This window comes from Aurantimonas aggregata, assembly GCF_010500835.1.
Lineage (GTDB): Bacteria > Pseudomonadota > Alphaproteobacteria > Rhizobiales > Rhizobiaceae > Aurantimonas > Aurantimonas aggregata.
Genome location: NZ_JAAAMJ010000002.1, coordinates 1 through 25790 on the forward strand (window position 1 = coordinate 1; position 25790 = coordinate 25790).

23 protein-coding genes and 1 tRNA gene are annotated in these 25790 nt (G+C 66.9%); 15 read left to right on the plus strand and 9 right to left on the minus strand.

The genetic code is table 11. The annotated features are described in order from the left end of the window. On the plus strand, positions 1-274 hold a 274-nt coding region (locus GTW51_RS04375), incomplete at its 5' end, for an integrase core domain-containing protein (RefSeq protein WP_163042692.1). A 4-nt stretch (positions 275-278) separates the two neighbouring features. Here GTW51_RS04375 and GTW51_RS04380 read toward each other — a convergent pair. Then, complete coding sequence (locus GTW51_RS04380) at positions 279-1304, minus strand: hypothetical protein (protein WP_246232636.1); 1026 nt, start codon at positions 1302-1304, stop codon at positions 279-281. Between the two features lie 99 nt (positions 1305-1403). Between GTW51_RS04380 and GTW51_RS24310 the strand changes: the two genes are divergently transcribed. From GTW51_RS24310 to GTW51_RS23840, 4 genes are read left to right on the plus strand one after another with little or no spacing between them, the layout of a single operon-like run. Beyond that, positions 1404-1712, plus strand: coding sequence for a DUF3489 domain-containing protein (locus GTW51_RS24310; protein ID WP_343033923.1), 309 nt, complete (start codon positions 1404-1406; stop codon positions 1710-1712). A 14-nt stretch (positions 1713-1726) separates the two neighbouring features. Continuing rightward, on the plus strand, positions 1727-2176 hold the full coding sequence (locus tag GTW51_RS04390) for a DUF2924 domain-containing protein (protein ID WP_163042693.1): 450 nt from the start codon (positions 1727-1729) through the stop codon (positions 2174-2176). Next, positions 2163-3179, plus strand: coding sequence for a recombinase family protein (locus GTW51_RS23835; RefSeq protein WP_163042694.1), 1017 nt, complete (start codon positions 2163-2165; stop codon positions 3177-3179). The genes GTW51_RS04390 and GTW51_RS23835 overlap by 14 nt, the downstream gene beginning before the upstream one ends. A gap of 7 nt (positions 3180-3186) precedes the next feature. Continuing rightward, entirely contained in the window at positions 3187-3885 is a 699-nt protein-coding gene (locus tag GTW51_RS23840; protein WP_163042695.1) for a hypothetical protein, read from the plus strand. 288 nt (positions 3886-4173) lie between these two features. Here GTW51_RS23840 and GTW51_RS04405 read toward each other — a convergent pair. Beyond that, a tRNA-Gln gene (locus GTW51_RS04405) sits at positions 4174-4248 on the minus strand. Between the two features lie 248 nt (positions 4249-4496). Between GTW51_RS04405 and GTW51_RS04410 the strand changes: the two genes are divergently transcribed. Continuing rightward, complete coding sequence (locus GTW51_RS04410) at positions 4497-5402, plus strand: MBL fold metallo-hydrolase (RefSeq protein ID WP_163042696.1); 906 nt, start codon at positions 4497-4499, stop codon at positions 5400-5402. Between the two features lie 31 nt (positions 5403-5433). On the opposite strand, the gene GTW51_RS04415 is transcribed toward GTW51_RS04410, so the two are convergent. Both GTW51_RS04415 and GTW51_RS04420 read right to left on the minus strand, forming a co-directional pair. After that, positions 5434-6366 (minus strand): DUF1499 domain-containing protein, encoded by a 933-nt coding sequence (locus GTW51_RS04415; protein WP_163042697.1) that lies wholly within the window; start codon positions 6364-6366, stop codon positions 5434-5436. Between the two features lie 69 nt (positions 6367-6435). Continuing rightward, positions 6436-8064, minus strand: a complete 1629-nt coding sequence (locus GTW51_RS04420) for a long-chain-fatty-acid--CoA ligase (protein WP_163042698.1) — start codon at positions 8062-8064, stop codon at positions 6436-6438. Between the two features lie 165 nt (positions 8065-8229). On the opposite strand from GTW51_RS04420, the gene GTW51_RS04425 reads away from it, so the two are divergent. Continuing rightward, positions 8230-8634, plus strand: a complete 405-nt coding sequence (locus tag GTW51_RS04425) for a hypothetical protein (protein ID WP_163042699.1) — start codon at positions 8230-8232, stop codon at positions 8632-8634. Between the two features lie 214 nt (positions 8635-8848). Then, positions 8849-10630 carry an SLC13 family permease gene (locus GTW51_RS04430; protein WP_163042700.1) on the plus strand — a complete coding sequence of 594 codons (1782 nt, stop codon included), beginning with the start codon at positions 8849-8851 and terminating at the stop codon, positions 10628-10630. Positions 10631-10660: 30 nt separating this feature from the next. Here GTW51_RS04430 and ppdK read toward each other — a convergent pair whose 3' ends face one another. The 3 genes from ppdK to GTW51_RS04445 form a co-directional block, all read right to left on the minus strand. Beyond that, complete coding sequence (ppdK, locus tag GTW51_RS04435; protein ID WP_163042701.1) at positions 10661-13330, minus strand: pyruvate, phosphate dikinase; 2670 nt, start codon at positions 13328-13330, stop codon at positions 10661-10663. Positions 13331-13498: 168 nt separating this feature from the next. Next, positions 13499-14290, minus strand: coding sequence for a DsbA family protein (locus GTW51_RS04440; protein ID WP_163042702.1), 792 nt, complete (start codon positions 14288-14290; stop codon positions 13499-13501). Positions 14291-14390: 100 nt separating this feature from the next. Further along, on the minus strand, positions 14391-14918 hold the full coding sequence (locus GTW51_RS04445) for a DUF721 domain-containing protein (RefSeq protein WP_163042703.1): 528 nt from the start codon (positions 14916-14918) through the stop codon (positions 14391-14393). A 114-nt stretch (positions 14919-15032) separates the two neighbouring features. Between GTW51_RS04445 and mutY the strand changes: the two genes are divergently transcribed. Then, on the plus strand, positions 15033-16103 hold the full coding sequence (gene mutY, locus GTW51_RS04450; protein WP_163042704.1) for an A/G-specific adenine glycosylase: 1071 nt from the start codon (positions 15033-15035) through the stop codon (positions 16101-16103). Positions 16104-16114: 11 nt separating this feature from the next. After that, entirely contained in the window at positions 16115-16738 is a 624-nt protein-coding gene (locus tag GTW51_RS04455) for an HAD family hydrolase (RefSeq protein WP_163042705.1), read from the plus strand. Positions 16739-16755: 17 nt separating this feature from the next. On the opposite strand, the gene GTW51_RS04460 is transcribed toward GTW51_RS04455, so the two are convergent. Next, positions 16756-17892 (minus strand): site-specific DNA-methyltransferase, encoded by a 1137-nt coding sequence (locus GTW51_RS04460; protein ID WP_163042706.1) that lies wholly within the window; start codon positions 17890-17892, stop codon positions 16756-16758. Between the two features lie 181 nt (positions 17893-18073). Between GTW51_RS04460 and GTW51_RS04465 the strand changes: the two genes are divergently transcribed. Beyond that, positions 18074-18760: an HAD family hydrolase gene (locus tag GTW51_RS04465; RefSeq protein WP_163042707.1), complete on the plus strand. Its 687-nt coding sequence runs from the start codon at positions 18074-18076 to the stop codon at positions 18758-18760. 62 nt (positions 18761-18822) lie between these two features. On the opposite strand, the gene GTW51_RS04470 is transcribed toward GTW51_RS04465, so the two are convergent. Next, positions 18823-19365, minus strand: coding sequence for a hypothetical protein (locus tag GTW51_RS04470; protein ID WP_163042708.1), 543 nt, complete (start codon positions 19363-19365; stop codon positions 18823-18825). Between the two features lie 128 nt (positions 19366-19493). On the opposite strand from GTW51_RS04470, the gene thrC reads away from it, so the two are divergent. Genes thrC through GTW51_RS04490 form a run of 4 tightly spaced genes read left to right on the plus strand, consistent with a single transcriptional unit; the run spans position 19494 to position 25785 of the window. Then, the gene (thrC, locus tag GTW51_RS04475) at positions 19494-20903 is read left to right on the plus strand and encodes a threonine synthase (RefSeq protein WP_163042709.1); all 1410 of its coding nucleotides are present in this window, start codon (positions 19494-19496) and stop codon (positions 20901-20903) included. Next, positions 20900-22210 carry a M16 family metallopeptidase gene (locus tag GTW51_RS04480; RefSeq protein WP_163042710.1) on the plus strand — a complete coding sequence of 437 codons (1311 nt, stop codon included), beginning with the start codon at positions 20900-20902 and terminating at the stop codon, positions 22208-22210. Before thrC ends, GTW51_RS04480 begins: the two co-directional genes overlap by 4 nt. A gap of 10 nt (positions 22211-22220) precedes the next feature. Then, on the plus strand, positions 22221-22844 hold the full coding sequence (locus GTW51_RS04485) for a GNAT family N-acetyltransferase (protein ID WP_163042711.1): 624 nt from the start codon (positions 22221-22223) through the stop codon (positions 22842-22844). 46 nt (positions 22845-22890) lie between these two features. Then, positions 22891-25785 carry an EAL domain-containing protein gene (locus tag GTW51_RS04490; protein WP_425483226.1) on the plus strand — a complete coding sequence of 965 codons (2895 nt, stop codon included), beginning with the start codon at positions 22891-22893 and terminating at the stop codon, positions 25783-25785. Positions 25786-25790: the final 5 nt, after the last annotated feature.

Here is a 25790-nt window from a genome sequence, read left to right on the forward strand (position 1 = left end):
CTTCAACGGCCGGATGCGCGACGAACTCCTGAATGAGAGCCTGTTCTTCGGCCTCGATCACGCCCGCAGCGCCATCGCCGAATGGCGGCAGGACTTCAACACTGCGAGACCGCATTCCTCGCTCGGATACCAGACCCCGGCGGCCTTCGCCGGAACCCTCACCGCAACCGGCTCCGACGCTTCGCTCGATGAAGGCTCCGCGCCTCCGCCGGTTGCTCACCCCGCCCCCCACGGCGTAACAGAAATCGCCGAGGCTCTAATTGCCGCTGGATGACAGCTCAGTGGCAGGTCAATGCCACGTCGTTTTCTTCGAGAAGTTTGTGGATCTCCGACGGACGCGGTGCCCTGAAATCCTGAAGCGCGAGTTTTCGCTGGGCTTCAGCGCGCATCGTCAGCATCGCCTCGCGGTAATCCGCAAAACGCACATCGGGCAGCATCCATTCGAGCACCTCGATCCCGCGCACTGGCGCATCTTCCGCGATCTTCCAGATGCAGTCGCGCAGGAAACGATAAGCAGTTTGGTCTTCGGGATCGCCCGAGCCCCAGCTGCTCGGCAGATGAACCTTCGGCCAGACCGGCACGAATGCATCCATGATCTTGTATATGGTCTCCGCCGCTATTGGCGCATGATCGTCACCTTCGCGTCCATACATTCGACCGATGCGGCCTTCGAAACCGAAGACCGCCTGCGGATCGGTTTTGAGTTCCTGCCACGCCGCCTCATGACCTGGCGTCTGATAAAGCACGGCATTGAGCTGCCAGAATTTTCGGCGACCGCGTGCACGCTTGTCCTGCTCGGTTTCCTTACCGCTATCAACCAGAGGATCTGCGCAACGCCGGTCTATGAGCGCAACCAGGTCTTCCCGTCGCCCGTACCTCGACGCCATGCCGAACAGCGGACGCATCGCCTCCTGAGATATTTGCGGGAAGCGCTCTAGCCACTCCATCGGCAGCGTCGGGCGCAGATCGTGGAAGGCGGGCTTTTCGTCCAACCAGTAGACGTGCTGCGGCGCGTTCTCGATCTCGGCCAGTTGGGGCTCGATGTAGGCGCGTAAGAACGTTTCCGCCGATCCCGGCTCTTTGAACAGCGCTGCGTCGAGCGCAGCCTCGAACGCTTCACCGTCGGCCTCGCTGTCCTTGATACCCACCTTGTCATCCTCAGCCAGGCGGCTCGGCACACCGAGGGGCGCGTTCTCCCACTGCCAAAGGGCATCGGCAACAAAGGCGGCACGGCCAAGCGAGCGCTCAAGTCGCTGCTGCGGCGACGGCTTGTCCAGGAGGGGACTGCCCGTTCCGATGATCACGAGTGGGCGCGCGGCGATCAGGGCCAGCGGCTGACCCTCACGATCACGCCGGCAGGACTATCCGCCATCGGCGTATCCGAGCCGACCGAGCAGACGAACATCAAATCGCCAGGAGGGCCGGTCGCCGATGCAGATGCCCCGGATACCGCATCGCAGGTCAGCGAGGAGGTCGCTAGGAGCAACAGCGCAACGCCCGGTGCCGCCTTTCGGGATGGCACGAAGGGCGCAGCCATTGTTGAACTGCTCCGACGTGAAGCGGGCGCTGCTCTTCCGGACCTAATGGCGGCGACCGGCTGGCAGGCACACTCGGTGCGCGGCTTTCTCTCCGGGGCGCTCAGGAAGAAGCATGGGCTGAACGTCGCCAGCGAGAAGGCTGACGGCATCCGCCGTTACAGGATCGCAGTCTGAGGCGGCGGCGGTGAATGATCTCAAGATCCAGAAGGAGATCGGAGGCCTCGCCGGTCCTTGACCTCGGCTTGCTTCGCAGCCGGTGGCTCGAGCTTTACGGCACCGAGGCCCCTATCCGTATGAGCCGCGAGCTTCTCATCCAGGCAATTGCCTACCGGCTGCAGGAGAACGCCATCGGCGGCCTTTCCGCCATTACTCGCGCCGCCCTTACGTGCGGCAGGACAACGAAGAAGGTAGAGCGGGCTCGCATCGATCGCCGTGTGAAGGCGGGCACGCGCTTCGTTCGGCAGTGGCAGGGACGGACAATCGAGGTCGCTGCCGACGGGTCTGGCGGATATCTCTATCGTGGCCGAACCTACAGGTCGCTCAGCGCCATCGCCAGGGAGATAACCGGCACAAGATGGTCTGGCCCTGCCTTCTTCGGATTGACTGTAGCGCGGGAGAGCAAGCATGGCTCGGACTGAGACGTCTCCGACCCAGGGACGGCGCCCGAAGCTGCGCTGCGCCGTCTATACGCGCAAATCCAGCGAAGAAGGCCTCGAGCAGAGCTTTAACTCGCTCCACGCTCAGCGGGACGCCTGCGAAGCCTTTATCTCGAGCCAGACCCATGAAGGTTGGCGCCTGCTGCCGGAGGCTTATGACGATGGGGGCCTTTCAGGCGGATCAATGGAGCGCCCTGCCCTCAAGCGCCTGCTGGAGGACGTGCGCGGCGGTCTCATCGACATCGTGGTCGTCTACAAGGTCGACCGGCTGACGCGATCGCTTGCCGACTTCGCCAAGCTAACCGAGCTGTTCGACGCGCACGGCACCTCGTTCGTCTCTGTTACCCAGTCATTCAATACCTCGACCTCGATGGGTAGACTGACGCTCAACGTGCTTCTTTCCTTCGCCCAGTTCGAGCGCGAGGTGGCGGGCGAGCGCATCAGGGACAAGATCGCCCTATCAAAGCGGCGCGGCATGTGGATGGGCGGCCTACCGCCGCTCGGCTATGACGGCATCGACCGAAAGCTGGTCATCAACGAGCCTGAGGCCAATATCGTTCGGGAGATCTTTCGGCGCTATCTAGAGGTCGGCTCGATTGCCGACCTCAAACGATCCCTCGACGCCGATGGCATCGTCTCGAAGCGCCGCCGCTTCGGCGACGGCAAGGAGATGGGCGGCTCCAGCCTCAGCCGCGGCGCGCTCTACCAGATTCTTCGCAACCGCCTGTATCGCGGCGAGATCGAGCATCGGGGTGAGGTTCATCAGGGCGAACACGCGGCGATCATCGGCGAGAAGCTCTGGAACGAGGTGCCGTCACGCCTGGGGGACCAAAGAAGGCGGCGTGGCATTGGATCGCGCGGGGCCTCGGCACCCTTGGGTGGTCTGCTGTTTGATCGCAGCGGCAACAGGATGAGCCCGACATATGCCGTCAAAGCAGGGCGCCGCTACCGCTACTACACGTCCCCTCGTGCGAGGCAGCGATGACAAAGGCATGCGCGTGCCCGCGCCGGACATCGAGAAACTTGTCTTCACCACCCTCGCTGGCCACCTGAGCGATCCACAGTGGCTGGCTACCATCGCTGGCGTTGCCGACCTCACCCATCTAACGAAGACGATCGAGACAGGTAAACGTCTGGCTCTGGCCATCGACAAGCAGCAGGCGGGCGCCAGCAAAGACACTGGGCCGAAGGCAGTCGCTGCGTTCATCCAGCGGATCGAGCTGGGGCAGAACAGCGTCGTCCTCGACATCAATCGCGAGGCGCTGGCTGCGGCGTTGGGAATCGCCGAGCCCGGCCGCAGCGCAGATCTGAAGGACGACGATGAGCCGATCGAGATCATCGTCCCGATGCAGCTAAAGCGCTCTGGCAAGCAGGTACGGCTCATCCTCGGCGAGGTGACCAGCAAGACGCGTTCACCCGATGGCGATCTCGTTCGTCTCGTCCATGACGGCCATCGCTGGTTCGACGATCTGCGCTCTGGCCGGGTAGCGACTGTCGCCGCGATTGCCAAGCAAGATCGCCAACAGGTTTCCCATGTCAGCCGCAACATGTCGCTGGCCTTCCTCGCTCCCGACATCACCGAGATGATCGTCACGGGCAGGCAGCCTGTCACGCTGACGCCTGAACGATTGAAGGCTTCGCGCCCCCTGCCCCTCGACTGGAACGAGCAGCGCGCGATCCTGCTCGACTGACAACTCACTAGCATCCGAAGTACAGAAGCCGCCGCCTGCCATCGGCGGCTTTTCTCGTTCGGGGCTCCAGCAAAGTGCCAGGCAACTCACGCGTTGAGCATTTTCTTGCACCATTCCGCGAGCATGTCGGGAATTTGGCCAACGGAGAAAGTCCGGCAACCATCGCGTGGAAACGCGCTAAACTGGCCGGAGAGACTGCGCTACCAGCGGCAAGATGACGGATAAGCTGCTGAAACTTCGTGAGTTTCCCCGGCGGCCTTGCATGTCAGGGAAATGCCGAAGACCGGCTGGCTGGGGCGGCAGGATTCGAACCTGCGAATGGCGGCACCAAAAGCCGCTGCCTTACCACTTGGCGACGCCCCAATGCGCGCTGCGTGCCGTGCTATAGCGTCTGGCGGATCGCCGTGCAACGATTGCCGCGTACGCGGCATCGTCATAACTCGCTGGGTCCGCCGTGTCGGCAGGGTGCCCGTCGCACCACCCCGCTCTTGGCGCGCGCGGCCTGGCTCTGGTCCTTTGCAGGACGTGCAGGCGGAGCAACGTCTGGCGTTCGGGGATCGGGCCGTCTAGGGCTCGGCGTTAAGAATTCAGAGCCTGGCAGGGATGTGCCGATGCTTTCCTTCGAGAAGCAGTTCGATCCGGCCTATGGCAGGGCGGTGGCTGTGGCCGACGGCATCCTGCGGGTGACGGCCCGCAATCCGGGACCCTTCACCTTTCGTGGCACCAACAGCTACGTGATCGGCGGCGCGAACGGCTGCTTCGTGGTCGATCCGGGACCGGACGAGCCGGAGCATGCCGTGGCCCTGGCTGCGGCCATCGGCGGCCGGCCGGTCGACGCGATCCTCCTCACCCATACGCATCGCGACCATACCGGCTCGGTCGGACGGCTGCAGGCCGAGACCTTCGCGCCGGTGATCGGCGGCGGTCCCCACCGCCCGGCCCGGCCGATGCTGGCCGACGAAGCCGGGCGCATGGAAGCCAGCGCCGACATGAGCATCGCCTTCGACCGCGTGCTCGACGACGACGAGCCCCTGACGCTCGGTGGGGTCGCGGTCACGGCGATCGCCACGCCCGGCCACGCGGCCAACCATCTCGCCTTTGCCATCGGCACGGACGGCGTGCTCCTGTCTGGCGATCACGTCATGGCGTGGTCGACGACGGTGGTGGCGCCGCCCGACGGCTCGATGCGGGACTACATGCGCTCGCTCTACCGACTCCTGGCACGCGACGAACGGGTCTATCTGCCGGGCCATGGCGGGGTCGTCGAAAGCCCGGCGGCTTTCGTCCGCGGCCTGATCGACCATCGGCACGGGCGGGAAGCAGCGATCATGGCGCGGCTGGCGGCCGGCGACCGGCATATAACCCAGATCGTCGCGGCGCTGTACCGGGACGTAGACCCAAGGCTTCATCCCGCCGCAGGCCTGTCGGTGCTGGCGCATCTAGAGGATCTGGTGGCGCGGGGCATGGCCGCGACCCCGGGGCTCGCGTCGCTGACAAGCGCCTACACGCCGACCTGACGATCCGGCCCGGAGACCCACCAAAGGCTGCTCATTCGCCGGCGGCGATTGTCTCGAGGCCCGCCATCGCGGTGTCGAGATCGGCGAGGAACCCCTCGATGATGCGCCGGTTTTCGCCGAGATCGATGCCGGTGGAACGCGACATCGACTGCATGTCGACATAGGTGTCGCCGTCATCGGCGGCGATGCGGATGACCATGTCGCTCGGAAGGCCGAACAGGAGGTCGCGTGCCACGGCCTCGATCCGGTACTGGTCGCTTTCCGGCACGGCGTAGGGATCGGCGGCCGCTTCCAGGTCGATGCTATCGCGCGGCGTCGGGATCGGAATGCCCGTCAGCCCGCTGATCCCCAGATCGCCCTCGGCGGGCTCGGGCGGCGCCGGCAGCGACGGATCGCCGACGACGATTTCCCCGATCTGCCAGCCGGAATCCTCGACCACCATCCGCGCCGTCTGGAAGACCCGTGGTGCCTCGGCGACATAGCGCCGGCCGCTGACGATGCTCGGCTGCTCCGGCGCGGCCGGAGCGGCGAAGAACGACCGCCAGCCGGTGGGGGGTTGGGTCACGGCCGCCGCCGCGACGCCGTCGGGGGCCAGCGCTTCGGTATAGGCGGCATTGGCGCGCGGATTGATGAAAGCAAGATAGGTGACGAGCGCAAACGGAAACAGCGCCACGAGCGACAGGAAACAGGCGCTCATCGCGGTGCGACCGCCATCGACGCCGCGATACCAGACCCGGATCAGCCCGACGACCGAGATGAGGAGGGCGACGCTTGCCACCCCCGCGACCAGCAGCAGCAGCCCGATCAGCGCCTGCGGCGCGATCGCGCCCAGCCGGTAGATCACCATCGCGGCGACGAGCAGGACCAGCGCGAAGGCGGCAAGCCGGCGTGCGAAGCTGGCATAGCGCAGGCGCTTGCGCAGATAGTGACCCGAAACCGGCAGGCGCCCGTAGACAGAACTCATGACCGCACCCTTCGATGTCGCCGCCGATCATAGCCCACCGCTGGCCTAAGGCGGAAGCCCCGGCGGCTGTCAGGCGGAGGGCAGGCTGTAGCCCCGGAACTGCTCGCGCAGCGCCATCTTCTGGATCTTTCCGGTGGCGGTATGCGGGATCGCTTCGACGAACACGACGTCGTCCGGCATCCACCAGCTGGCGACCTTGCCTTCCAGAAAACCGAGAATTTCTGCTTTCCCGGGGTCCCGCCCCTCCTTCGGCACGATCACCAGCAGCGGCCGCTCGTCCCAGCGCGGATGCGGCAGGCCGATCACCGCTGCCTCGGCGACATCCGGATGCCCGACCGCGAGATTCTCGAGATCGATCGTCGAGATCCACTCGCCGCCGGACTTGATGACGTCCTTGGCGCGGTCGGTGATCTGCATGTAGCCGTGCGGGTCGATATGGGCGACGTCGCCGGTGTCGAACCAGCCTTCGGCGCCGAACGCCTCGGCGCCGGTGCCCTTGTAGTAGGAAGCAGCGACCGAAGGCCCGCGCACCTTGAGGCGGCCGAAGGTCCTGCCGTCCCATGGCGTGTCTGCGTCGGAGTCGTCCGTCACCTTCATTTCGACGCCGAAGGGCGGGTGGCCCTGCTTCATCTCCAGGTCGAGCAGCGCGTCGCCCTCGAGCCCGGCGTATTCGGGCTTGATGGTGCAGAGCGTGCCGAGCGGGCTCATCTCGGTCATCCCCCAGGCATGGATGACCTGGACACCGTAATCGTCCTGGAACTTCTGGGTGACGGCGCGCGGGCAGGCCGAGCCGCCGATCACCACTCGGTTAAGGTCCGGCAAGGCCCCGCCGTGCTTTTCCAGATGCTGCAGCAGCATCAGCCAGACCGTTGGCACGGCGGCGCTGAACGTCACCTTCTCCGAGACCAGCATCTCGGAGACCGAGGCGCCATCCATCTTCGGTCCGGGCATCACCATCGCCGCACCGGCCATCGGGCAGGTGAAGGCGAGACCCCAGCCATTGGCGTGGAACAGCGGCACGATCGGCAGCACGACGTCGCGCGAGGAGAGCCCCATCGCGTCCGGTTGCTGGGCGAGCATCGAATGCAGGATGTTGGAGCGGTGCGAATAGACGACGCCCTTGGGGTGTCCAGTCGTCCCGGACGTGTAGCACATGCCGGCTGCGGTGTTCTCGTCGAACGCCTTCCAGGCGAAGTCGTCGTCGGCCTCGGCCAGCCAGTCCTCGTAGCAGGCGAGATTGGCGAGGGAGCTCTCGGGCATGTGCGCCGCGTCGGTCAGCACGACGATCTTCTCGAGGCTCGCCAGCTGCGGCGCGATCGCCTCGACGATCGGCAGGAAGGTCAGGTCGACGAACAGCAGCCGGTCCTCGGCGTCGTTCATGATCCAGGCGATCTGTTCGGGGAATAATCGCGGGTTCAGCGTGTGGTAGACGGCGCCGATACCGACGATCCCGTACCAGCACTCGAGATGCCGCCAGGTGTTCCAGGCCATGGTCGCGACGCGATCGCCAAGCCCGATCCCCTCGCGATCGAGGCGCTTGGCAAGGCGCAGCGAACGGCTCCGGACGGTGCGATAGTCGGTGCGATGGATCGGCCCCTCGACGGAACGGCTGACGATTTCACGGTGCGGGTGCTGGATCGCCGCGTGATCGATGACCTTCGAGCACAGCAGCGGCCATGGCTGCATCAGACCCTGCATGTCTTTCCTCCCGGCAATGCAACGCGCCCCTCCCCGGGCGTCGCTACTGTCGGCAACGATCGGCGCCTTGTCCAGTTGCCGGCAACTTGCGGCCCGTTGCCACAGTTCGGCCGCTTCGCGGCGGCACCGTACCCCATGGGACAAGGATCTACCGAGGAGCGCCCGATGCGTATGGAAGCCGACATCGACGCCGGGCAGGACCCAATTGCCGACACGTTCGAGGCGGTCGAGCTCGAACTCGCGCTCGACATGCAGGATCTCACCCAGAGCGATTTCGAGACTTGCGTGCGCGCCGCGGCCGCCGTCGTCGGCGGCGAACTTCTCTTCGACATTCCCGCCGACGGGACGCTCGATGACGCCTCCCGCATCGCCGCCGTGCGCATCGAAGGCACGGATCGCGACACCATCGTCTTCGCCGTTCTCAACGCCGATGCCGACAACATCCGCGTGTCGGGTCGCGAGGAGATCGGCGACCGCTTCCACGGCTTCGCCCGCGCCTTCGTCGGCGTCCTCACGCGAATCCGCGACGACCTGCCCTTCGGCCTTGCCGGCGCGGAAGGCACCGCCTAGCCTCGGAACCGCCACCGCGCAGCGTTCGAACCGAGGCTGCGGTCCGTCGACGATCGATTTAATTCCCTGGCGATCACCGGCGCAGACCGGTTGCCGCCAGGCGCTTGGTCCACAGCGCACGGGGTCCGGCTAAAGAAGCGTCCCGGACCAGCCCTTGCCAAAGACCGCAGGCTTCGCAATTGCCGCGTCTTCGAGCTCTCATCGACCGGTTCCCATGGACAGCTTCCTGACGGATTATTCCGCCTTCATCGCGCTGGCGATCGTGGGCCTGGTGTTTCTCGGCTTCGCGATGGAAGCCTATCCGCCGGAGGTCATCGCAACGGGCGGTGCGGTGGCGTTCCTCATCCTGGGCTATATCGACGGCGACGAACTCACCTCGGTCTTTGCCAACCCCGCGCCGATCACCATCGCGGCGATGTTCGTGCTGTCGGGCGCGCTGGTGCGAACGGGCACGCTGGAAGGCGCGGCGAGCTGGCTGGTGAAGAGCGCCGGAGTACGCCCCGTGGCGACGCTGGTCGTTCTCGGCACCGGCGTCCTGGTCGCTTCGGCGTTCATGAACAACACCCCGGTGGTCATCGTCTTCATCCCGATCATGACGGAACTCGGCCGCGCGCTCGGGGTCAGCTCGACGCGGCTCCTGATCCCGCTGTCCTTCCTGACGATCCTTGGCGGCACCTGCTCGCTGATCGGCACCTCGACCAATCTCCTGGTCGACGGTGTCGCCCGCGACCAGGGGCTCGCGGCCTTCTCGATCTTCGAGATCACCCCGATCGGCATCGTTACGGCGATCACCGGCGTCATCTATCTTCTCGTGGTCGGCCGCTTCCTGCTGCCGGACCGCACGTCGGCGGCAGACGCACTCGATGACGGCAGCGGCAATGAGTATTTCACCGAGGTCGTGGTGCGGGAGGGTGCGCCGGCAATCGGCGAGACCGTCGGGGCTGCCTCTGCCTTCAGCGCGCGGGGCATCCGCCCGCTGGCGCTTCGGCGCGGCTCGGAGACGACGCGCAAGGGCGTCGAGGAGGTCACGATCCAGAAGGGCGACCGGATCGTGATGTTCGCCAGCCCCGAGGAACTGCTGACGCTGCATGCCGACGAGAACTTCCGCGTTGCGCGGGTCGCAGCGTCGGCGGCCAAGGATGACGAGCGGGTCGTCGTCGAGGCGACGGTCGCGGCGCACCGGCGGGGCATCGGCCGGCAGATCTCCGATCTCGTCGGAATCTCGGGCTCGGGCGTGCACGTCCTCGGCGTCCGGCGGCACCGGCACGTGCCCGGCCCCTCGCTCTACGACACGAAGCTGCGGCCAGCCGACGGGCTGCTGCTCGAGGGACGACCCGAGGCAATCGCGCGCATCGCCGAGGCGAACGATCTCATCGGCATCGATCTCAGCCAGGCGCGGCCCTATCGCCGGCGCAAGGCGCCAATCGCCATCGGCGCGCTGCTCGGCGTCGTCGTCCTCGCGGCATTCGGCATCGCCAGCATCCAGATGCTCGCCTTCATCGCTATCGCGGGGCTGCTGCTGATCCGCGTCCTCGATGCGGACGAGGCGTGGCGCTCGATCAACGGCGACATCCTGATCCTGATCTTCGCCATGCTGGCGATCGGCATCGGCATGCAGAACACCGGCGCGGTGGAACTGATGGTCGGCGGCCTCGCGCCGCTGCTGTCGGGCGCCTCGCCGCTGGTCGTCATCCTGATCATCTATGCGGTATCGTCGATCATGACGGAGATCGTGACCAACAACGCCGTCGCGGTGGTGGTCACGCCGATCGCCATCGCACTCGCTGCGTCGGTGGGAATCGATCCGCGGGCGCTCGTCGTGGCGGTGATGTTCGGCGCTTCGGCGTCCTTCGCGACGCCGATCGGTTACCAGACCAACACGTTGGTCTATGCGGCCGGCAACTACAAGTTCATGGATTTCATCAAGATCGGCGTGCCGATGAACATCATCGTCGGCATCGCCAGCTCGATCGCGATCTATTTCTACTATTTGTAGTATGATGGCCGACGATAGCGCGGCCGGCGGTCAGGTCTCCTGGCGCCGGCCCCTGCCCCGCTGCCCGCCGCGCTGGGCGCGGATGGCCGCCTGCGCCGCGGCCAGCCGCGCGATCGGCACGCGGAAGGGCGAGCACGAGACGTAGTCGAGCCCGGTCTGCTCGAAGAACGCGATGGAGGCGGGATCGCCGCCCTGCTCGCCGCAGACGCCGAGCGAAATGTCCGGCCGCGTCCGCCGCGCCTTCTCGACGCCCATGGCGATGAGCTCGCCGACGCCCTCGACGTCGATCGTCTGGAACGGATCGCGCTCGATGATGCCCTCGCGCATATAGGTCGACAGGAAGTTGCCGGCGTCGTCGCGGGAGATGCCGTAGACTGTCTGGGTCAGGTCGTTGGTGCCGAAGGAGAAGAAGTCGGCGACTTCCGCGATCGAGTCGGCCCGCACGATGGCGCGCGGCAGCTCGATCATCGTACCGACCTGGTAGGTGACGGTGCGGCCGCGCTCGGCCATCACCTGCGCCGCGACCCTGTCGATGCGGTCCTTGACGAAGTCGAGCTCGCGCCGGAGGCTGACCAGCGGCACCATGATCTCCGGCACCACTGCGTCGCCGGTCTTCTCGCCCGCCTCGATCGCCGCCTCGAAGATCGCCCGCGCCTGCACCTCGACGATCTCGGGATAGGAGATGGCGAGCCGGCAGCCGCGATGGCCGAGCATCGGGTTGAACTCTTCCAGCGCCGCGATGCGCTGCTTCAGCACCGCCTCCTCGACATGCAGCGTCGCCGCGGTCTCGGCGATCTCGGTGTCGCTCTTGGGCAGGAACTCGTGCAGCGGCGGATCGAGCAGGCGGATCGTCACCGGCAGGCCGGCCATGATCTCGAACAGCTCGATGAAGTCCGAACGCTGGATCGGCAGCAGCTTGGCCAGCGCCTCACGGCGTCCCGCCTCGTCGCTGGCGAGGATCATCTCGCGCATGGCGCGGATCCGGTCGCCTTCGAAGAACATGTGCTCGGTGCGGCAGAGCCCGATGCCCTCGGCGCCGAAGGCCCGCGCCGAGCGCGCCTCGATCGGCGTCTCGGCATTGGTGCGCACCCGCATGCGGCGCGCCCGGTCGGCAAATTCCATCAGCGTCGCGAAGTCGCCCGTAAGCGAGGGGCGCTGCAATGTCACCGCGCCCTCGATCACCTCGCCCGAGGCGCCATCGATGGTGATGCGGTCGCCTTCGTGCAGCACGAGGTCTCCTGCGTGCAGCGTCCGGTTGGCTGCGTTGATGCGCAGCGAGCTCGCTCCGGTCACACAGGGCTTGCCGATGCCGCGTGCGACGACGGCGGCATGGCTCGTGGTGCCGCCACGGATGGTCAGGACGCCTTCGGCGACATGCATGCCGTGGATGTCTTCCGGATAGGTCTCGGTGCGGACGAGAATGACCGCCCGCCCCTCGTTGACCATCTCCTGCGCACGCTCTGCGGTAAACGCAATCTCGCCCGTCGCCGCGCCCGGCGAGGCGGGCATGCCGCGCGCCAGCACGACGAGATCCGACGAGCGCTCGATCGTCGGATGCAGCAGCTGGTCGAGCGAGGCGGGGTCGATCCGCAGGATCGCCTCGGCTTCCTCGATCAGCCCTTCCTTCACCAGTTCCACGGCGACGCGGATGGCTTCCGCCGGCGTTCGCCGCGCCAGCCGCGACTGCATCAGGAAGAGCTCGCCGTCGCCGACCATGAACTCGACCTCGACGGCGTCGCCGACATGCGCCTCGATGCGGCGGACGAAACCGGTCAGTTCGTCGATGTCGGCAGGAAACGCTGCCGCGCCTTCCTGTTCCGCCAGGTCGATGACCGGCGGCCGGCCGCCGATTTCCTGCTGGCGATGCGAGCCGAGCCAGAACTCGCCGGAAAGCCGCGACTCGCCGCTCTGCAGGTGCCGGGAGAGCGCCCGGCCGGTGCCGGAATTCAGGTTGCGCTCGTTGAAGATCATCGCATGGGCGGTGACGGCGAGGCCGGCATTCTCCGGGATGCCATGCAGGACCCGGTGCGCGACGGCGACCGGACGGCGCCAGCTGGCAAAGCTGGCCTCGACGACGCCGTAGAGCTGCTCCAGCGGCGTCTGCGGCAGGACGAGACCGATCTCGTCGTCGAGATAGGCCTGATAGCGGGCGATCAGCGCGCGCCACTCCGCCACCGAGCAGGGCTCTTCGCCCCAGCCGGCACGTTCGCGCTCGGCATCGAAGATTTCCTCCAGCTCCGAAGGGTCGGCGCCGAAGACCAGGACGGCGAAGCTCTCGATGAAGCGCCGGTAGCTGCGATAGGCGAAGGAGAAATCGTTGAGTTCGGCGGCCAGCACGTCGACCGTGCGGTCGTTCAGCCCGACGTCGAGCACGCTTTCGGCGATGCCGGGCATCTGCGAGCGGGCGCTGGTGCGCACCGCCAGCAGCAGCGGGCGGCGATCGCCGCCGAACCGCCGCTCGGTGACGGCCTCGAGATCCTCGATGGCGCCGCGCAGATCGGCCCGCAGCGCCTGCGGCAGGTCCTCGCCGACGCCGATGGCCTCGCGCCATGCCGAGGTCGCGATGGTGAAACCGGGCGGCACCGGCAGGTCGAGCGAAGCCAGGAGGGCGAGGTTCGCACCCTTCAACCCCAACGCCTCGGCGGCGTCGGCCGGCCGATCCGCCGTGCCGCGTCTGAAATGGAAAATTCGCTTGGGCATCGAATGCTGCAGACTGCCTCCCGTACGGGGGTGCCTCTCCCGGACCGCCCACGTCTAGAAGAAGATAGGCGCAACGCCAATTGCTGCAATGCAAAAACAGCCGATCCGCCGAGGGCGGCCGGGATCAGGCTGCGAGCCGGCCCGATGCCGGCTCGCAGCGATAAGACGCTAGAGGTGGGATTCGATCACCGCAGCCATCTGCTCGGGCGACAGCGAGCCCGAATATTTGTCGCCGTTGACGAAGAAGGTCGGGGTCGCCTCGACGCCGAACTCGGCCTGGCCGCGCTGCTGCGTCTCGACGATCTTCTCCTGCAGTTCCTTGTCGTTCAGGCAGGTGGTGAACTCGTCCTGGCTCATCCCGGCGAGCTTGGCGATGTTCAGCAGCGCGGCAGACGCGTTCTCCGCCCGCGCCCACTCGCCCTGCTGGTCGAACAGCACGTCGATCATCGCGGTCCGCCTTGCGTCGTCGGCGGTGCAGCGCGCCAGCATGAACGCGGCCAGCGCGCGCGGGTCGAAAGGGAACTCGCGCAGGATCAGCTTCGCCTTGCCGGTGTCGATGTACTGCTGCTTGATCGCCGGATAGGCATTGGCGTGGAAATCGGCGCAGTGGCTGCAGGTCATCGAGGCGTATTCGATGATCGTGACGGGCGCATTCGCGTCGCCGATGATCACATCGGGGAGCGGCCCCTCTTCCATCAGCGCCTCGACATCGGCCGAGCCCGAGGCGGCGGGCGCCTCGGCAGCCGGCGTGACGGCCTGCGTCGCCGGAGCCTCGGCCGGCGCGGTCTCGGCCTGCGCCATCTGGACGACGCCCTGCGGCGCGGCGATCGCGTCCGCTGCCGCGCTGTCGACCTCGTCGGTGCAGCCCGCGAAGGCCAGCAGACATGCGCCCGAGAGGAGCAGCGCTGCCCTCGGAAGGGTCACGGAACGGGTGCGGGCGGCAGAGTTCTGTTTCGTCATAAGGAAGCGACCTTCACGGCAAGAGACAGCGTTCCCCGTCGATGTACGGGAGAAATGCGGCATTTCCAACTCGCCGAGTGAGGACGGCTGGGCGCGCCGGTTACTCGGCGTCGCGCCTCGATCGCCGCAGCGAGGCCTTGGCAAATTCCCGCAAGGCGTTGCGCAGCTTGGGATCCTCGATCCGCGAGACCATCGCCTCGATCCGTTCCGGCTCGCCCGCGACGAGGTCGCGCAGCGCCGGCCGACGGTCCACCTTGTCCGGGGTGACGGATTTTTGAACGATCTTGATCCGGTCGACGGCGGAAAAGCCGAAGAAGGCATTGACCCGCCCGATCAATTCGCTGGTCTGGTGCTGCAGCCGCAGCGCCGCCGCCGCCTCGCAGGCGACGATCAGCGTCGCCGGCTCGAACGGGTCGGTGTCGCTGCGCTGGGCGGGCCAGACCAGGCGCTCGGGCCGCGTGACGTCATGCAGCCGCGCCCCGGCGATCTCGGCCCATGCGGAGATCAGCCCCATGGTCATGCCGGCCTTGCGGCGCAGGATCGGATCCATGACGCCACCGACAATGTCGGCGATCGGCTGCACGCCGCGCCGGGGAAAGCGCGAGGACGGGCCGCGCGTGTCACTCATCGAAGAAGGCCTTGAAGGGCGCGGTGAGGCTGCGACCTTGTCGGCCTGGCGGCAGCGCCATCTCGCCATGAGGCGCGCTGGCGGCTAGAGAACGGCGCCAAACCGGAACTCTCGATGTCCATCGCCCCGCCTCCGCTCTCTCTTGACCTGCTCGAATGGTACGACCGTCATGCCCGGACGCTGCCCTGGCGCGTCTCGCCGCAGGCGCGGGCTGCAGGAATCCTGCCGGACCCGTACCGGATATGGCTGTCCGAGATCATGCTGCAGCAGACCACCGTCGCAACGGTGAAATCCTACTTCGCCCGCTTCGTCAATCGCTGGCCGGGCGTCACCGATCTCGCCGAAGCGCCCAAAGGCGAGGTGCTCGGGGCCTGGGCCGGCCTCGGCTACTACGCCCGCGCTCGGAACCTGCATGCCTGCGCGCGGACGGTGGCCAGCGAGCATGGCGGCGCGTTCCCGACCACCGCCGCGACGCTACGCGCCCTGCCCGGCATCGGCGAATACACCTCCGCCGCGATCGCCGCCATCGCCTTCGACGAGCCGGCCGCCGTGGTGGACGGCAATGTCGAGCGCGTCGTCAGCCGGTTGTTCGCCATCGAGACGCCGCTCCCGGCCGGGAAGAAGGAGATACGCGCCCGGACGAGCGAACTCACGCCCAATCTCAGGCCGGGTGATTTCGCGCAGGCGATGATGGATCTCGGCGCGACGATCTGCACGCCGACCCGGCCAGGCTGCATTCTCTGCCCGATCCGCCCGCATTGCCGCGCGGCGGCCGAGGGCCGACCGGAGATGTTTCCGGTCAAGAAGCCGAAGGCGGAGGTGCCTTCCCGCCGCGGCGCCGCCTTCGTCGCGATCCGGCGGAGCGACGGTGCCGTATGGCTGCGCAAGCGGGCGACGACAGGCATGCTGGGCGGCATGAGCGAGCCGCCGAGCAGCAACTGGAACGCGCGTTCGGACGGGGCACTCGGGAGCGCAGCCGCGCCCTTCCCCGCCGATTGGCAGGCCTGCGGCACCGTCTTCCACGGCTTCACCCATTTCAAGCTGGCGCTCGACGTCTACCGCGCCGCGGTCGAAACGGATCCACCGGGCGAGGGCTGGTGGTCGGCGCCGCAAGCGTGGGACAGCGAGGCGCTGCCGACGCTGATGCGCAAGGTGCTCGCCGCCGCCGTCCCCGATACCCTCTGAACAGGCACGTCATGATCATCGACCATATCGTCTTCGACATCGGCAAGGTGCTGATCCACTACGATCCGCATATCCCCTATCGCACGATCATTCCGGACGAGACCGAGCGGGCGTACTTTCTTGCCGAGGTATGCTCGCACGACTGGAACCTCGAGCAGGATCGCGGCCGTCCGTGGGCGGATGCCGAAGCCGAGGCGATCGCGCGCCATCCCGACCGGGAAGACGATATCCGGGCCTTCCGCCGCAACTGGCACATGATGGTACCGCATGCCCATGACGGCAGCGTCGCGATCATGCGCGAACTCATCGCCGCCGGCATCGACGTGACGCTGCTGACCAATTTCGCCTCCGACACGTTTTGCGAGGCGCAGGCGAAGTTCCCGTTCCTGACCGAGACCCGCGGCGTCACCGTGTCGGGCGACATCCAGCTGATCAAGCCGGACGCGGCGATCTACCACCGCCATGCCGCGGATTTCGCGCTGGAGCCGGCACGGACATTGTTCATCGACGATACGCCGGTCAACGTCGCGGGGGCGCGGGAAGTGGGCTGGCAGGCCATCCACTTCGTCTCCGCCGAGGCCCTGGCGCGCGACCTGTCGGCACGGGGCCTGCCCGTGCCGACGCTGCCGCGCTGAGGTTCCGGTTCGGCGCCTTACGCCTCGACGGCGCCGAGGCTGTCGCGGATCGTGCGGCGCAGGTCGTCGATCGAGGTCAGCGCCTCGCCTGTCCGAACATGCCAGAACGTCCAGCCGTTGCAGGTGTCGAGCCCCTGCACCCGGGCCCCAATGCGGTGGATCGAGGCGGCGTCGTCACCGATGGCGATCGTGCCGTCGGCCCGTACCCGCGCCGTCCAGCGTCGCTGGGAGTCGGTGAGTTCGGCGCCCGGCTGCACCAGCCCGGCCTCGACCAGGCTGACGAACGGCACGCGGCGTTCGGCGCGCTTGCTCACCGCTGCCCGCACCGAATGGGCTTCCAGCGGCTCGACCGCGGCGATCCGCGCCTCGGCGACCTCGATATATTCGTCCTCCCTCTCGATGCCGACGTAATGGCGGCCGAGACGCTTGGCGACGGCGCCGGTGGTGCCGGTGCCGAAGAATGGATCGAGCACCACGTCGCCCGGCTTGGTCGAGGACAAGAGCACGCGGGCGAGCAGCGCTTCGGGCTTCTGCGTCGGATGCGCCTTGCGCCCATCGGCATCCTTCAACCGCTCGCCGCCCGAGCAGATCGGAAACAGCCAGTCGGAGCGCATCTGGATGTCGTCGTTGGCCGCCTTCATCGAATCGTAGTTGAACGTATAGGCCTTGGCGTTCTGGTCGCGCGATGCCCAGATCATCGTCTCATGGGCGTTCTGGAACCGGCGGCCGCGGAAATTCGGCATCGGGTTGGTCTTTCGCCAGACCACGTCGTTGAGGATCCAGAAGCCGAGATCCTGCATCGCCGCGCCGACGCGGAAGATGTTGTGGTAGGAGCCGATCACCCAGATCGTGCCGTTGGGCTTCAGCACGCGCCGCGCCGCCAGGAGCCAGGCACGGGTGAAGGCGTCATAGGCCTGGAAGCTTTCGAACTGGTCCCAGGCGTCGTCGACCGCGTCGACCTTCGATTGGTCGGGGCGCGTCAGGTCGCCTGCCAGTTGCAGATTGTAAGGGGGGTCGGCGAAGATCACGTCCACCGAATTTTCCGGCAGCGCTTCCATACGGGCGACGCAGTGGCCCTTGTGGATGCGGTCGAGCCATTCGGACCGATCGTTCTCGACGGACGTCGCAAGGGACGCGGAGCTTTTGTATGCCATGATCACCACCGGTTACGCGGGTACTCGTCTGGCATCATGGTTACCGAACGACGTAAACAATCGGTGAAATAGTGGCTTTGTCCGATCGGGCGCCGCGTGTTAGGCGACGCGGACCATATCGCCCGCCGCCTTTTGCCCGCGCCGGAGCGATCCCGACCCCCCCTTCTGCGTGGAGCTGATGATGGCCGACCCCCTGCTCGTGATCTTCGACTGTGACGGCGTGCTCGTCGATTCGGAGATCATCGCCGCGGCGGTGGAGACCGAGATGCTGCAGGAACAGGGGATTGAGATCGAGGCCGCCGACTTCGCGACGCGCTTTGCCGGACTGACCTGGCCGATGATCATGGCGCGGCTTGCGGAGGAGACCGGCACGCGGTTCCCGAAGGATTTCGCAGCAAGGGTCGATGCCGAAATCGACCGACGGCTGGAGAGCGAGGTCGAGGAGGTTCCCGGCGCCCGTGAGGCGATCGAGCGGCTGACCTTGCCGCGCTGCATCTGCTCGAATTCGTCGACGCGCCGGCTGGAGCTGATGCTCGACCATGTCGGCCTGTGGGACGAGTTCGCGCCGAACGTCTTCAGCGCCACCGAAGTGGGAACGAAGAAGGGCAAGCCCGCCCCCGACGTCTTCCTCTACGCCTGCGAGCAGTTTTCCGTCGCCCCGAAGGCCAGCATCGTGATCGAGGATTCGGTGCATGGCGTTACCGCGGCCGTCACTGCGGGATGCCGCGTCGTCGGCTTCACCGGTGGCCGGCACAGCTATGCCGGCCATGCTGAAGCGCTCGCCGAGGCGGGCGCCGAGACCGTGATCAGCCGGCTCGCGGATTTTCCGGCAGTGGTCGAGGCATTGGCGATCTGGTCGGACGCTTGAGGCGGCGCAGCGGCGTCAGCGCCGCGCCGCCGGTGCGGATCAGGCAGGCGCGGTGCGCCGGATCACTCCGGCGGCCCCTCGTCGAAACCGGCATAGATGACCACGCGGGTCTCGCTGGGGTCGAGGGCGATGCCCTGGTCGACATAACGGAAGGTCTTCGCCCCGCCCCCCGGTGCGATCGACACGGCCTGTCGCCCGAGCTCGGAGTAGATCACGTCCTCGCCGAGCAGCACGGCGACCCGGATCGGCAGGTTCACCGCGCGGGCCTGCGCCGCGGCACCCGGAACGATACGGCCTGTCACGCCGACCTGCATGCGCAGGCGGCCATCGACGATCCGGCAATCGCGCGTCGCCTCGGTGATGGACGCGACGTAGTCGACCTCGTCGCCAACATTCTTGCGCAGGATCGCCGTCCCTTCGCGAAGCGTCACCTGGGGACAGAAGCGCGATTCCGATCCAGCCTCCCACGCCGTCGCAGCGCCCGGAGCCGCGAGGGCGCCGGCATCAGCCTCGAGTTGCGCGCCGTTATTGCTCGAGGAACACGCCGACAGCAGCGCCATCGCGCCGCAGACCATAGCGCCCCTGAGGGCAGTCACCATATGCATCGCTCGGTTCTTCCCTTATTGTGACGCGCCGTTCTATATCAGCCGGATCGCGGATAGGCGACGGGTAGGGCGCCCGACAGGCGACGGATCACCAGCCTCATGCGAGCGGAATGCGAAGTGGAGACGACGTGAAATACGTGAGTTCGCGAGGCGAAGCGCCGGTCCTCGGATTTGCCGATGCCCTGATGGCGGGTCTTGCGAGTGACGGCGGCCTGTATGTTCCCGAGACCTGGCCGACGCTGGACGCCGCGGCCATTCGCGGCTTTGCCGGCCGGCCCTATGCCGACGTCGCCTACGACATTCTCCTGCCCTTCGTCGGCGAGGATATCGCGCCCGCCGACCTGAAGCGCATGGTCGACGAAGCCTACGCCACCTTCCCGCATCCGGCGGTCGCGCCGCTGGTGCAGGTCGGGCCGGCGCATTTCGTGCTGGAGCTTTTCCACGGGCCGACGCTGGCCTTCAAGGACGTCGCGATGCAACTCATCGCGCGGCTGATGGACCATGTCCTCGCAGAGCGTGGGCGGCGCGCGACCGTCGTCGGCGCGACGTCGGGCGACACCGGCGGCGCGGCGATCGCCGCCTTTGCCGGCAGCCACCGCACAGACCTGTTCATCCTGTTCCCGCACGGCCGGGTGTCGCCGGTGCAGCAGCGCCAGATGACCACGTCGGGCGCGGACAACGTCCATGCCGTCGCCGTGGACGGAACGTTCGACGACTGCCAGGCGCTGGTGAAGGCGATGTTCAACGACAGGCGCTTCCGCCAGGAAGCGGCACTGTCCGGCGTGAACTCGATCAACTGGGGCCGGATCATGTCCCAGATCGTCTATTATTTCACCGCTGCAGTCAGCCTCGGCGCACCGGACCGGACCGTCTCGTTCACCGTGCCTACCGGCAATTTCGGCGACATCTTCGCCGGCTACGGGGCGCGGCGCATGGGCCTGCCGATCGAGCGGCTGGTCATCGCCACCAACGAGAACGACATCCTGGTGCGCTCGCTGGATCGCGGCCGCTACGAGACCGGCGGCGTCCACGCCACCATGTCGCCGTCGATGGACATCCAGGTCTCGTCGAATTTCGAGCGGCTGATCTTCGAGGCGAGCGGCCGCGATGCCGATCTGGTACGGCGCCTGATGCAGCAGCTCGGCCAGTCGGGCGGCTTCCAGCTACCGGACTCGGTGCTCGCGGCCATTCGGGCTGAGTTCGACGCCGGGGCGACGAACGAGGCGGAAACCGCCGAGACCATCCGCCGGATGCTCGCGACGACCGCCTATCTCCTCGACCCGCACACCGCCGTCGGGGTGCATGTCGCCGAGACCCACATGTCCGGAACCCCGATGATCACGCTCGGCACCGCCCATCCGGCAAAATTCCCGGATGCCGTCAAGAAGGCCTGCGGCCTCTCGCCGGCCCTGCCGCCAAGCCATGCCGACCTGATGCAAAAGATCGAGAAAGTGGACCGCTTGCCCAACGATATCGATGCGATCGAGCAGTACGTACTCGCGCGTTCCCGCGCGGTCACCCAAGGAGCCGACGCTTGAGCGTCGAAGTCACGCGGCTCGCGAATGGGCTGACGGTCGCCACCGAGACGATGCCGCTCCTGGAGAGCGCCGCGCTTGGCATTTGGGTGAAGGCAGGCGCCCGCGACGAGGCGCCCGCCGAACACGGCATCGCGCATCTGCTCGAGCACATGGCGTTCAAGGGCACCAGCCAGCGCAATGCGCGCCAGATCGCCGAGGAGATCGAGAATGTCGGCGGCGAGCTGAACGCTGCCACCAGCGTCGAGACGACGTCCTATTACGCGCGGGTGCTCAAGGACGACGTGCCGCTGGCATTCGACATCCTCACCGATATCCTGATCGATTCCCGCTTCGACGAGCAGGAGCTCGAGCGCGAACAGCAGGTGATCCTGCAGGAGCTCGGCGCCGCCGAGGACACGCCCGACGACATCGTCTTCGACCACTTCCAGGCGACGGCGTTTCGCGACCAGATCATCGGCCGGCCGATCCTCGGCAGCCGCGAGACGGTGAAGTCCTTCGAGCCGCATGACCTGCGCCGCTATCTCGCCCGCCATTATGCGCCGAACAACATGATCATCTCTGCGGCGGGCGCGGTCTCGCACCAGGCGATCGTCGACCAGGTGACCGCGGCCTTCGGTTCCGGCACGGTGTCGCCGCTGCCGAACCGGGCACAGCCGCGCACGCTCGCCAGCTACACCGGCGGTGAGTTCCGCGAGGAACGCGACCTCCAGGACGCGCAGATGGTGCTCGGCTTCGAGGGCCGGCCCTATTACGCCCGCGATTTCTACGCCTCGCAGATCCTGTCGCTGATCCTCGGCGGCGGCATGTCCTCGCGGCTGTTCCAGGAGATCCGCGAGAAACGCGGGCTCTGCTACGCGATCTACGCCTTCCACTGGAGCTTCTCCGACAGCGGCATCTTCGGCATCCATGCCGCGACCGGGGAGGAAGAACTTGCCGAACTCGCGCCGGTGATCGTCGACGAACTGCTGAAGGCGTCGGAGAACATCACCGCCGAAGAGGTGACGCGGGCGAGAGCCCAGATGCGGGCGAGCCTCTTGATGTCGCAGGAAAGCCCCGCCGCGCGCGCCGGCCAGATCGCCCGGCAGCTGATGTTCAAGGGCGAGACCATCGCCAACGAGGAGCTGATCGCCCGGCTTGACGCCATCGACGCGCCGCGGCTGGCCGATCTCGCCCAGCGTCTGTTCGTCGGCACCAACCCGACGCTCGCCGCCATCGGGCCGTTGTCGCGCCTGCCCGCCCAGGCGGACATCGCCGGGCGCCTGACCAGCGAGAGCGCCGGCGTGGCCAGGGCCGCCGCGGGCCGCTGAGCGAAGCGCGATGAGCGTCCTCGACCTGCTCAACGGACCGCAGTTTCCCAGCCTGGAGGGTGACGGCGTCATGCTGCGCATGCCGCGCCGGACCGACTATGTCGCCTGGAAGGAACTGCGAGCCGAAAGCCGCGACTTTCTCAGGCCATGGGAGCCGCTGTGGATGGCGGACGAACTGTCCTGGGAAAGCTACCGGTTGCGGCTGCGCCGCTACGGGCTGGAAGCCCGCGAGGGCGCCAGCTTCACCTTCTTCATCTTCGATGCCGACGGCGTGACGCTCTATGGCGGCATCACGGCCGGTCTGATCCGACGTGGCGTCGCGCAGAGCTGCATGCTCGGATACTGGATCGGCCAGCGCTATGCCGGCGCCGGCCTGATGCAGCGCGCGGTCGAGGCCATCAAGCTGTTCGTCTTCGACATCCAGGCCCTGCACCGGATCGAGGCGGCCTGCCTGCCTTCCAACGCCCGCTCGATCAGGCTACTGGAGAAATGCGGTTTTCACCGCGAGGGGCATCTGCGAAATTACCTGAAGATCGCCGGCCGGTGGGAGGATCATTATCTCTACGCGCTTCTCGCCGAAGAATGGTCGGGTTCGCAGTCCAGAGCTGGTGCCAGCAGGACGGGCGAAGCGTAGGCTCGCCATGCATTTTCGCCGACATCCAGGAGGCTCTGCCGCGCGCATGCGATCGATGACGGTATTCGGCAATATCGCAGTGGCAGTGATGGCGTTTCTCATCGCGCTTCTCGCCACGACGATGCCGTCACGGGCGCTGGAGCCGGTCAGCATCGCCCGCGAGGACACCGCGATCGACATGCAGACCGCCGTGGAGATCTCCCGCGGCGAGGGACGTAGCTTCCAGGTCTCCACCGTTCCCGGCGCCGACGGCATCGTGCGGCGGATCGAGATCGAGGCGACGTCGCCGCAGGCGTCCGGCCTCTGGGCCACCTTCGCGCTGGCCAACAACACCGACGAGCAGCTCGACCGGCTCGTCGTCGCGCCGCATTTCCAGCTCGTCGGCTCGGGCGTCTGGCAGCCCGATCTCGGCTCGCAGCGCATCGCCTCGATCACGCCCTCGCAGGGCTTCGCCCTCGAGCGCCAGCCGAGTGCCGAAGCCGACGTCTTCCTGGTCACGCTCGACCCCGGGGCGGTGGTGACCTTCGTCGCCGAGATGACCGCGAGCAGCCTGCCGGACATCCGGCTCTGGGAGCCCAACGCCTACAAGGACACGGTCAACGCCTTCACCCTCTATCGCGGCATCGTCCTCGGGATTGCCGGCCTGCTCGCGGTCTTCCTGACCATCCTCTTCGTCGTCAAGGGATCGGCGATGTTCCCGGCGACCGCCGCGCTCGCCTGGGCAGTCCTCGCCTATATCTGCATCGACTTCGATTTCTGGCAGAAGCTGGTGCCGATCCTGCCCGGCCAGGAACGGGTCTGGCGCGCCAGTACCGAGGTGGCACTTGCCTTCACGCTGGTGCTGTTCCTCTACACCTATCTCCATCTCAACCGTTGGCACGGCGTCCTGTCGATCTTCACGGTGGTCTGGCTGGCGGCCCTCGGCGGTCTCGGCGCCATGGCGGCGTTCGATCCGCAGCTGGCGTCCGGCATCGCGCGCCTGTCGCTGGCCGCCACCGCGGTCGCCGGCCTCGGCCTGATCGGCTTTCTGTCCTTCAAGCGGTTCGACCGGGCGATCATGCTGATACCGACCTGGTGCCTGATCGGGCTCTGGCTGTTCGCGGGCTGGATGACGGTGACCGGCCAGATCGACAACGACATCATCCAGCCGGCACTCGGCGGCGGGCTGGTGCTGATCGTGCTCCTGATCGGCTTCACGGTCATGCAGCACGCCTTCGCCGGCGGCAGCTTCGCGCACGGGCTTCTGTCCGACATGGAGCGTCGCTCGCTGGCGCTGTCCGGCACGGGCGATGCGGTGTTCGACTGGGACGTCAGCCGCGACCGCATCTTTGCCGGTGCCGACGGCGATGCCCTGGCCGGGATGCCGATCGCCTCGATGAACGGGCCCGCGCGCGACTGGCTTCCGATCCTCCATCCGGACGACCGCGACCGGTTCAAGCTGACACTGGACACCATCCTGGAACACAGGCGCGGCCGGATCACCCAGGAATTCCGGATGCGGGACGAAGATGGCCATTATCACTGGGTCTCGCTGCGGGCCCGCCCGGTGCTCGGCAGCGACGGCGAGGTGGTGCGCTGCGTCGGGACGCTGAAGGACGTGACGGAGCGCAAGAAGGCCGAGGAGCGGCTGCTCCACGACGCGCTGCACGACCAGCTGACGGGCCTGCCCAACCGCGAACTGTTCATGGACCGGCTGGATGCGATCGGCGTCCTGTCGAACACGCGGGAGGACGTCCATCCGACGCTGTTCCTCATCGATCTCGACCGCTTCAAGCAGGTCAACGACGATTTCGGCATTGCCACCGGCGACACGATCCTGCTCACCGTCGGACGGCGGCTGAAGCGCATCCTTAAGCCGCAGGATTCCCTCGCGCGGCTCGGCAGCGACCAGTTCGGCCTGATCCTTCTGTCGGAGACCGAGGTCGGCGCCGTCGCCAGCTTTGCCGAGGCGCTGCGCGAGGCGATCAAGGCACCGATCGCCTTCGCCGGCCGGGAGATCGTGCTGACCGGCTCGATCGGCCTGACCGGCTGGACCGAGGCCTCGACGGCCAACGAGGCGTTGAAGGAAGCCGAGCTCGCCATGTATCAGGCCAAGCGCTATGGCGGCGACCGGATCGAGCCGTTCCGCCCGGCCTACAAGACCATCGGATCGAGCCGCTTGCAGCTCGAGGCGGACCTCAGGCGGGCATTCGAGCGCAACGAGCTGTCGCTGGCGTTTCAGCCCATCGTCCGCCTCGATACCGAGTCCGTCGCGGGCTTCGAGGCGCTGCTGCGCTGGGAACACCCGCGCCGGGGTGCCGTCTCGCCGAGCGAATTCGTGCCCATCGCCGAAAGCACCGGCCTGATCGTGCAACTCGGGCAGTTCGCGCTGGAAGAGGCAGCCAAGCGGCTCAGCGACTGGCACCTGATGACATCCGATCAGACGATCTTCGTCTCGGTCAACATCTCCAGCCGGCAGCTGATCCGCCAGGACCTGATTGCGGACGTTCGCACCGTCGTGTCTCGCTATCGGCTGCCGCCGGAATCGCTGAAGCTGGAACTGACCGAATCGCTGGTCATGGACAATCCCGAGCGCTCGGCGCAGCTCCTGGCGCGCCTCCGGGAAATCGGCGTCGGCCTGTCGCTCGACGATTTCGGCACCGGCTATTCGTCGCTCGCCTATCTGATGCGCTTCCCGTTCGACACGCTGAAGATCGACCAGTCGTTTCTGCGCAACAACACCCAGCCGCAGCGGCCGATCATCCTCAATTCGATCGTGACGATGGCCCATGATCTCGGGCTGAAGGTGGTCGCCGAGGGCATCGAGACCGAGTCCGACCTCAATCTCCTGCGCCAGCTGAACTGCGAGTTCGCCCAGAGCTTCCTGTTCTCGCAGCCTTTGACCGTCGATCAGGCGCGCAAGATGCTGCTCGACCAGATGGGCCTGAAACGCGCCAGTTGAGCTGG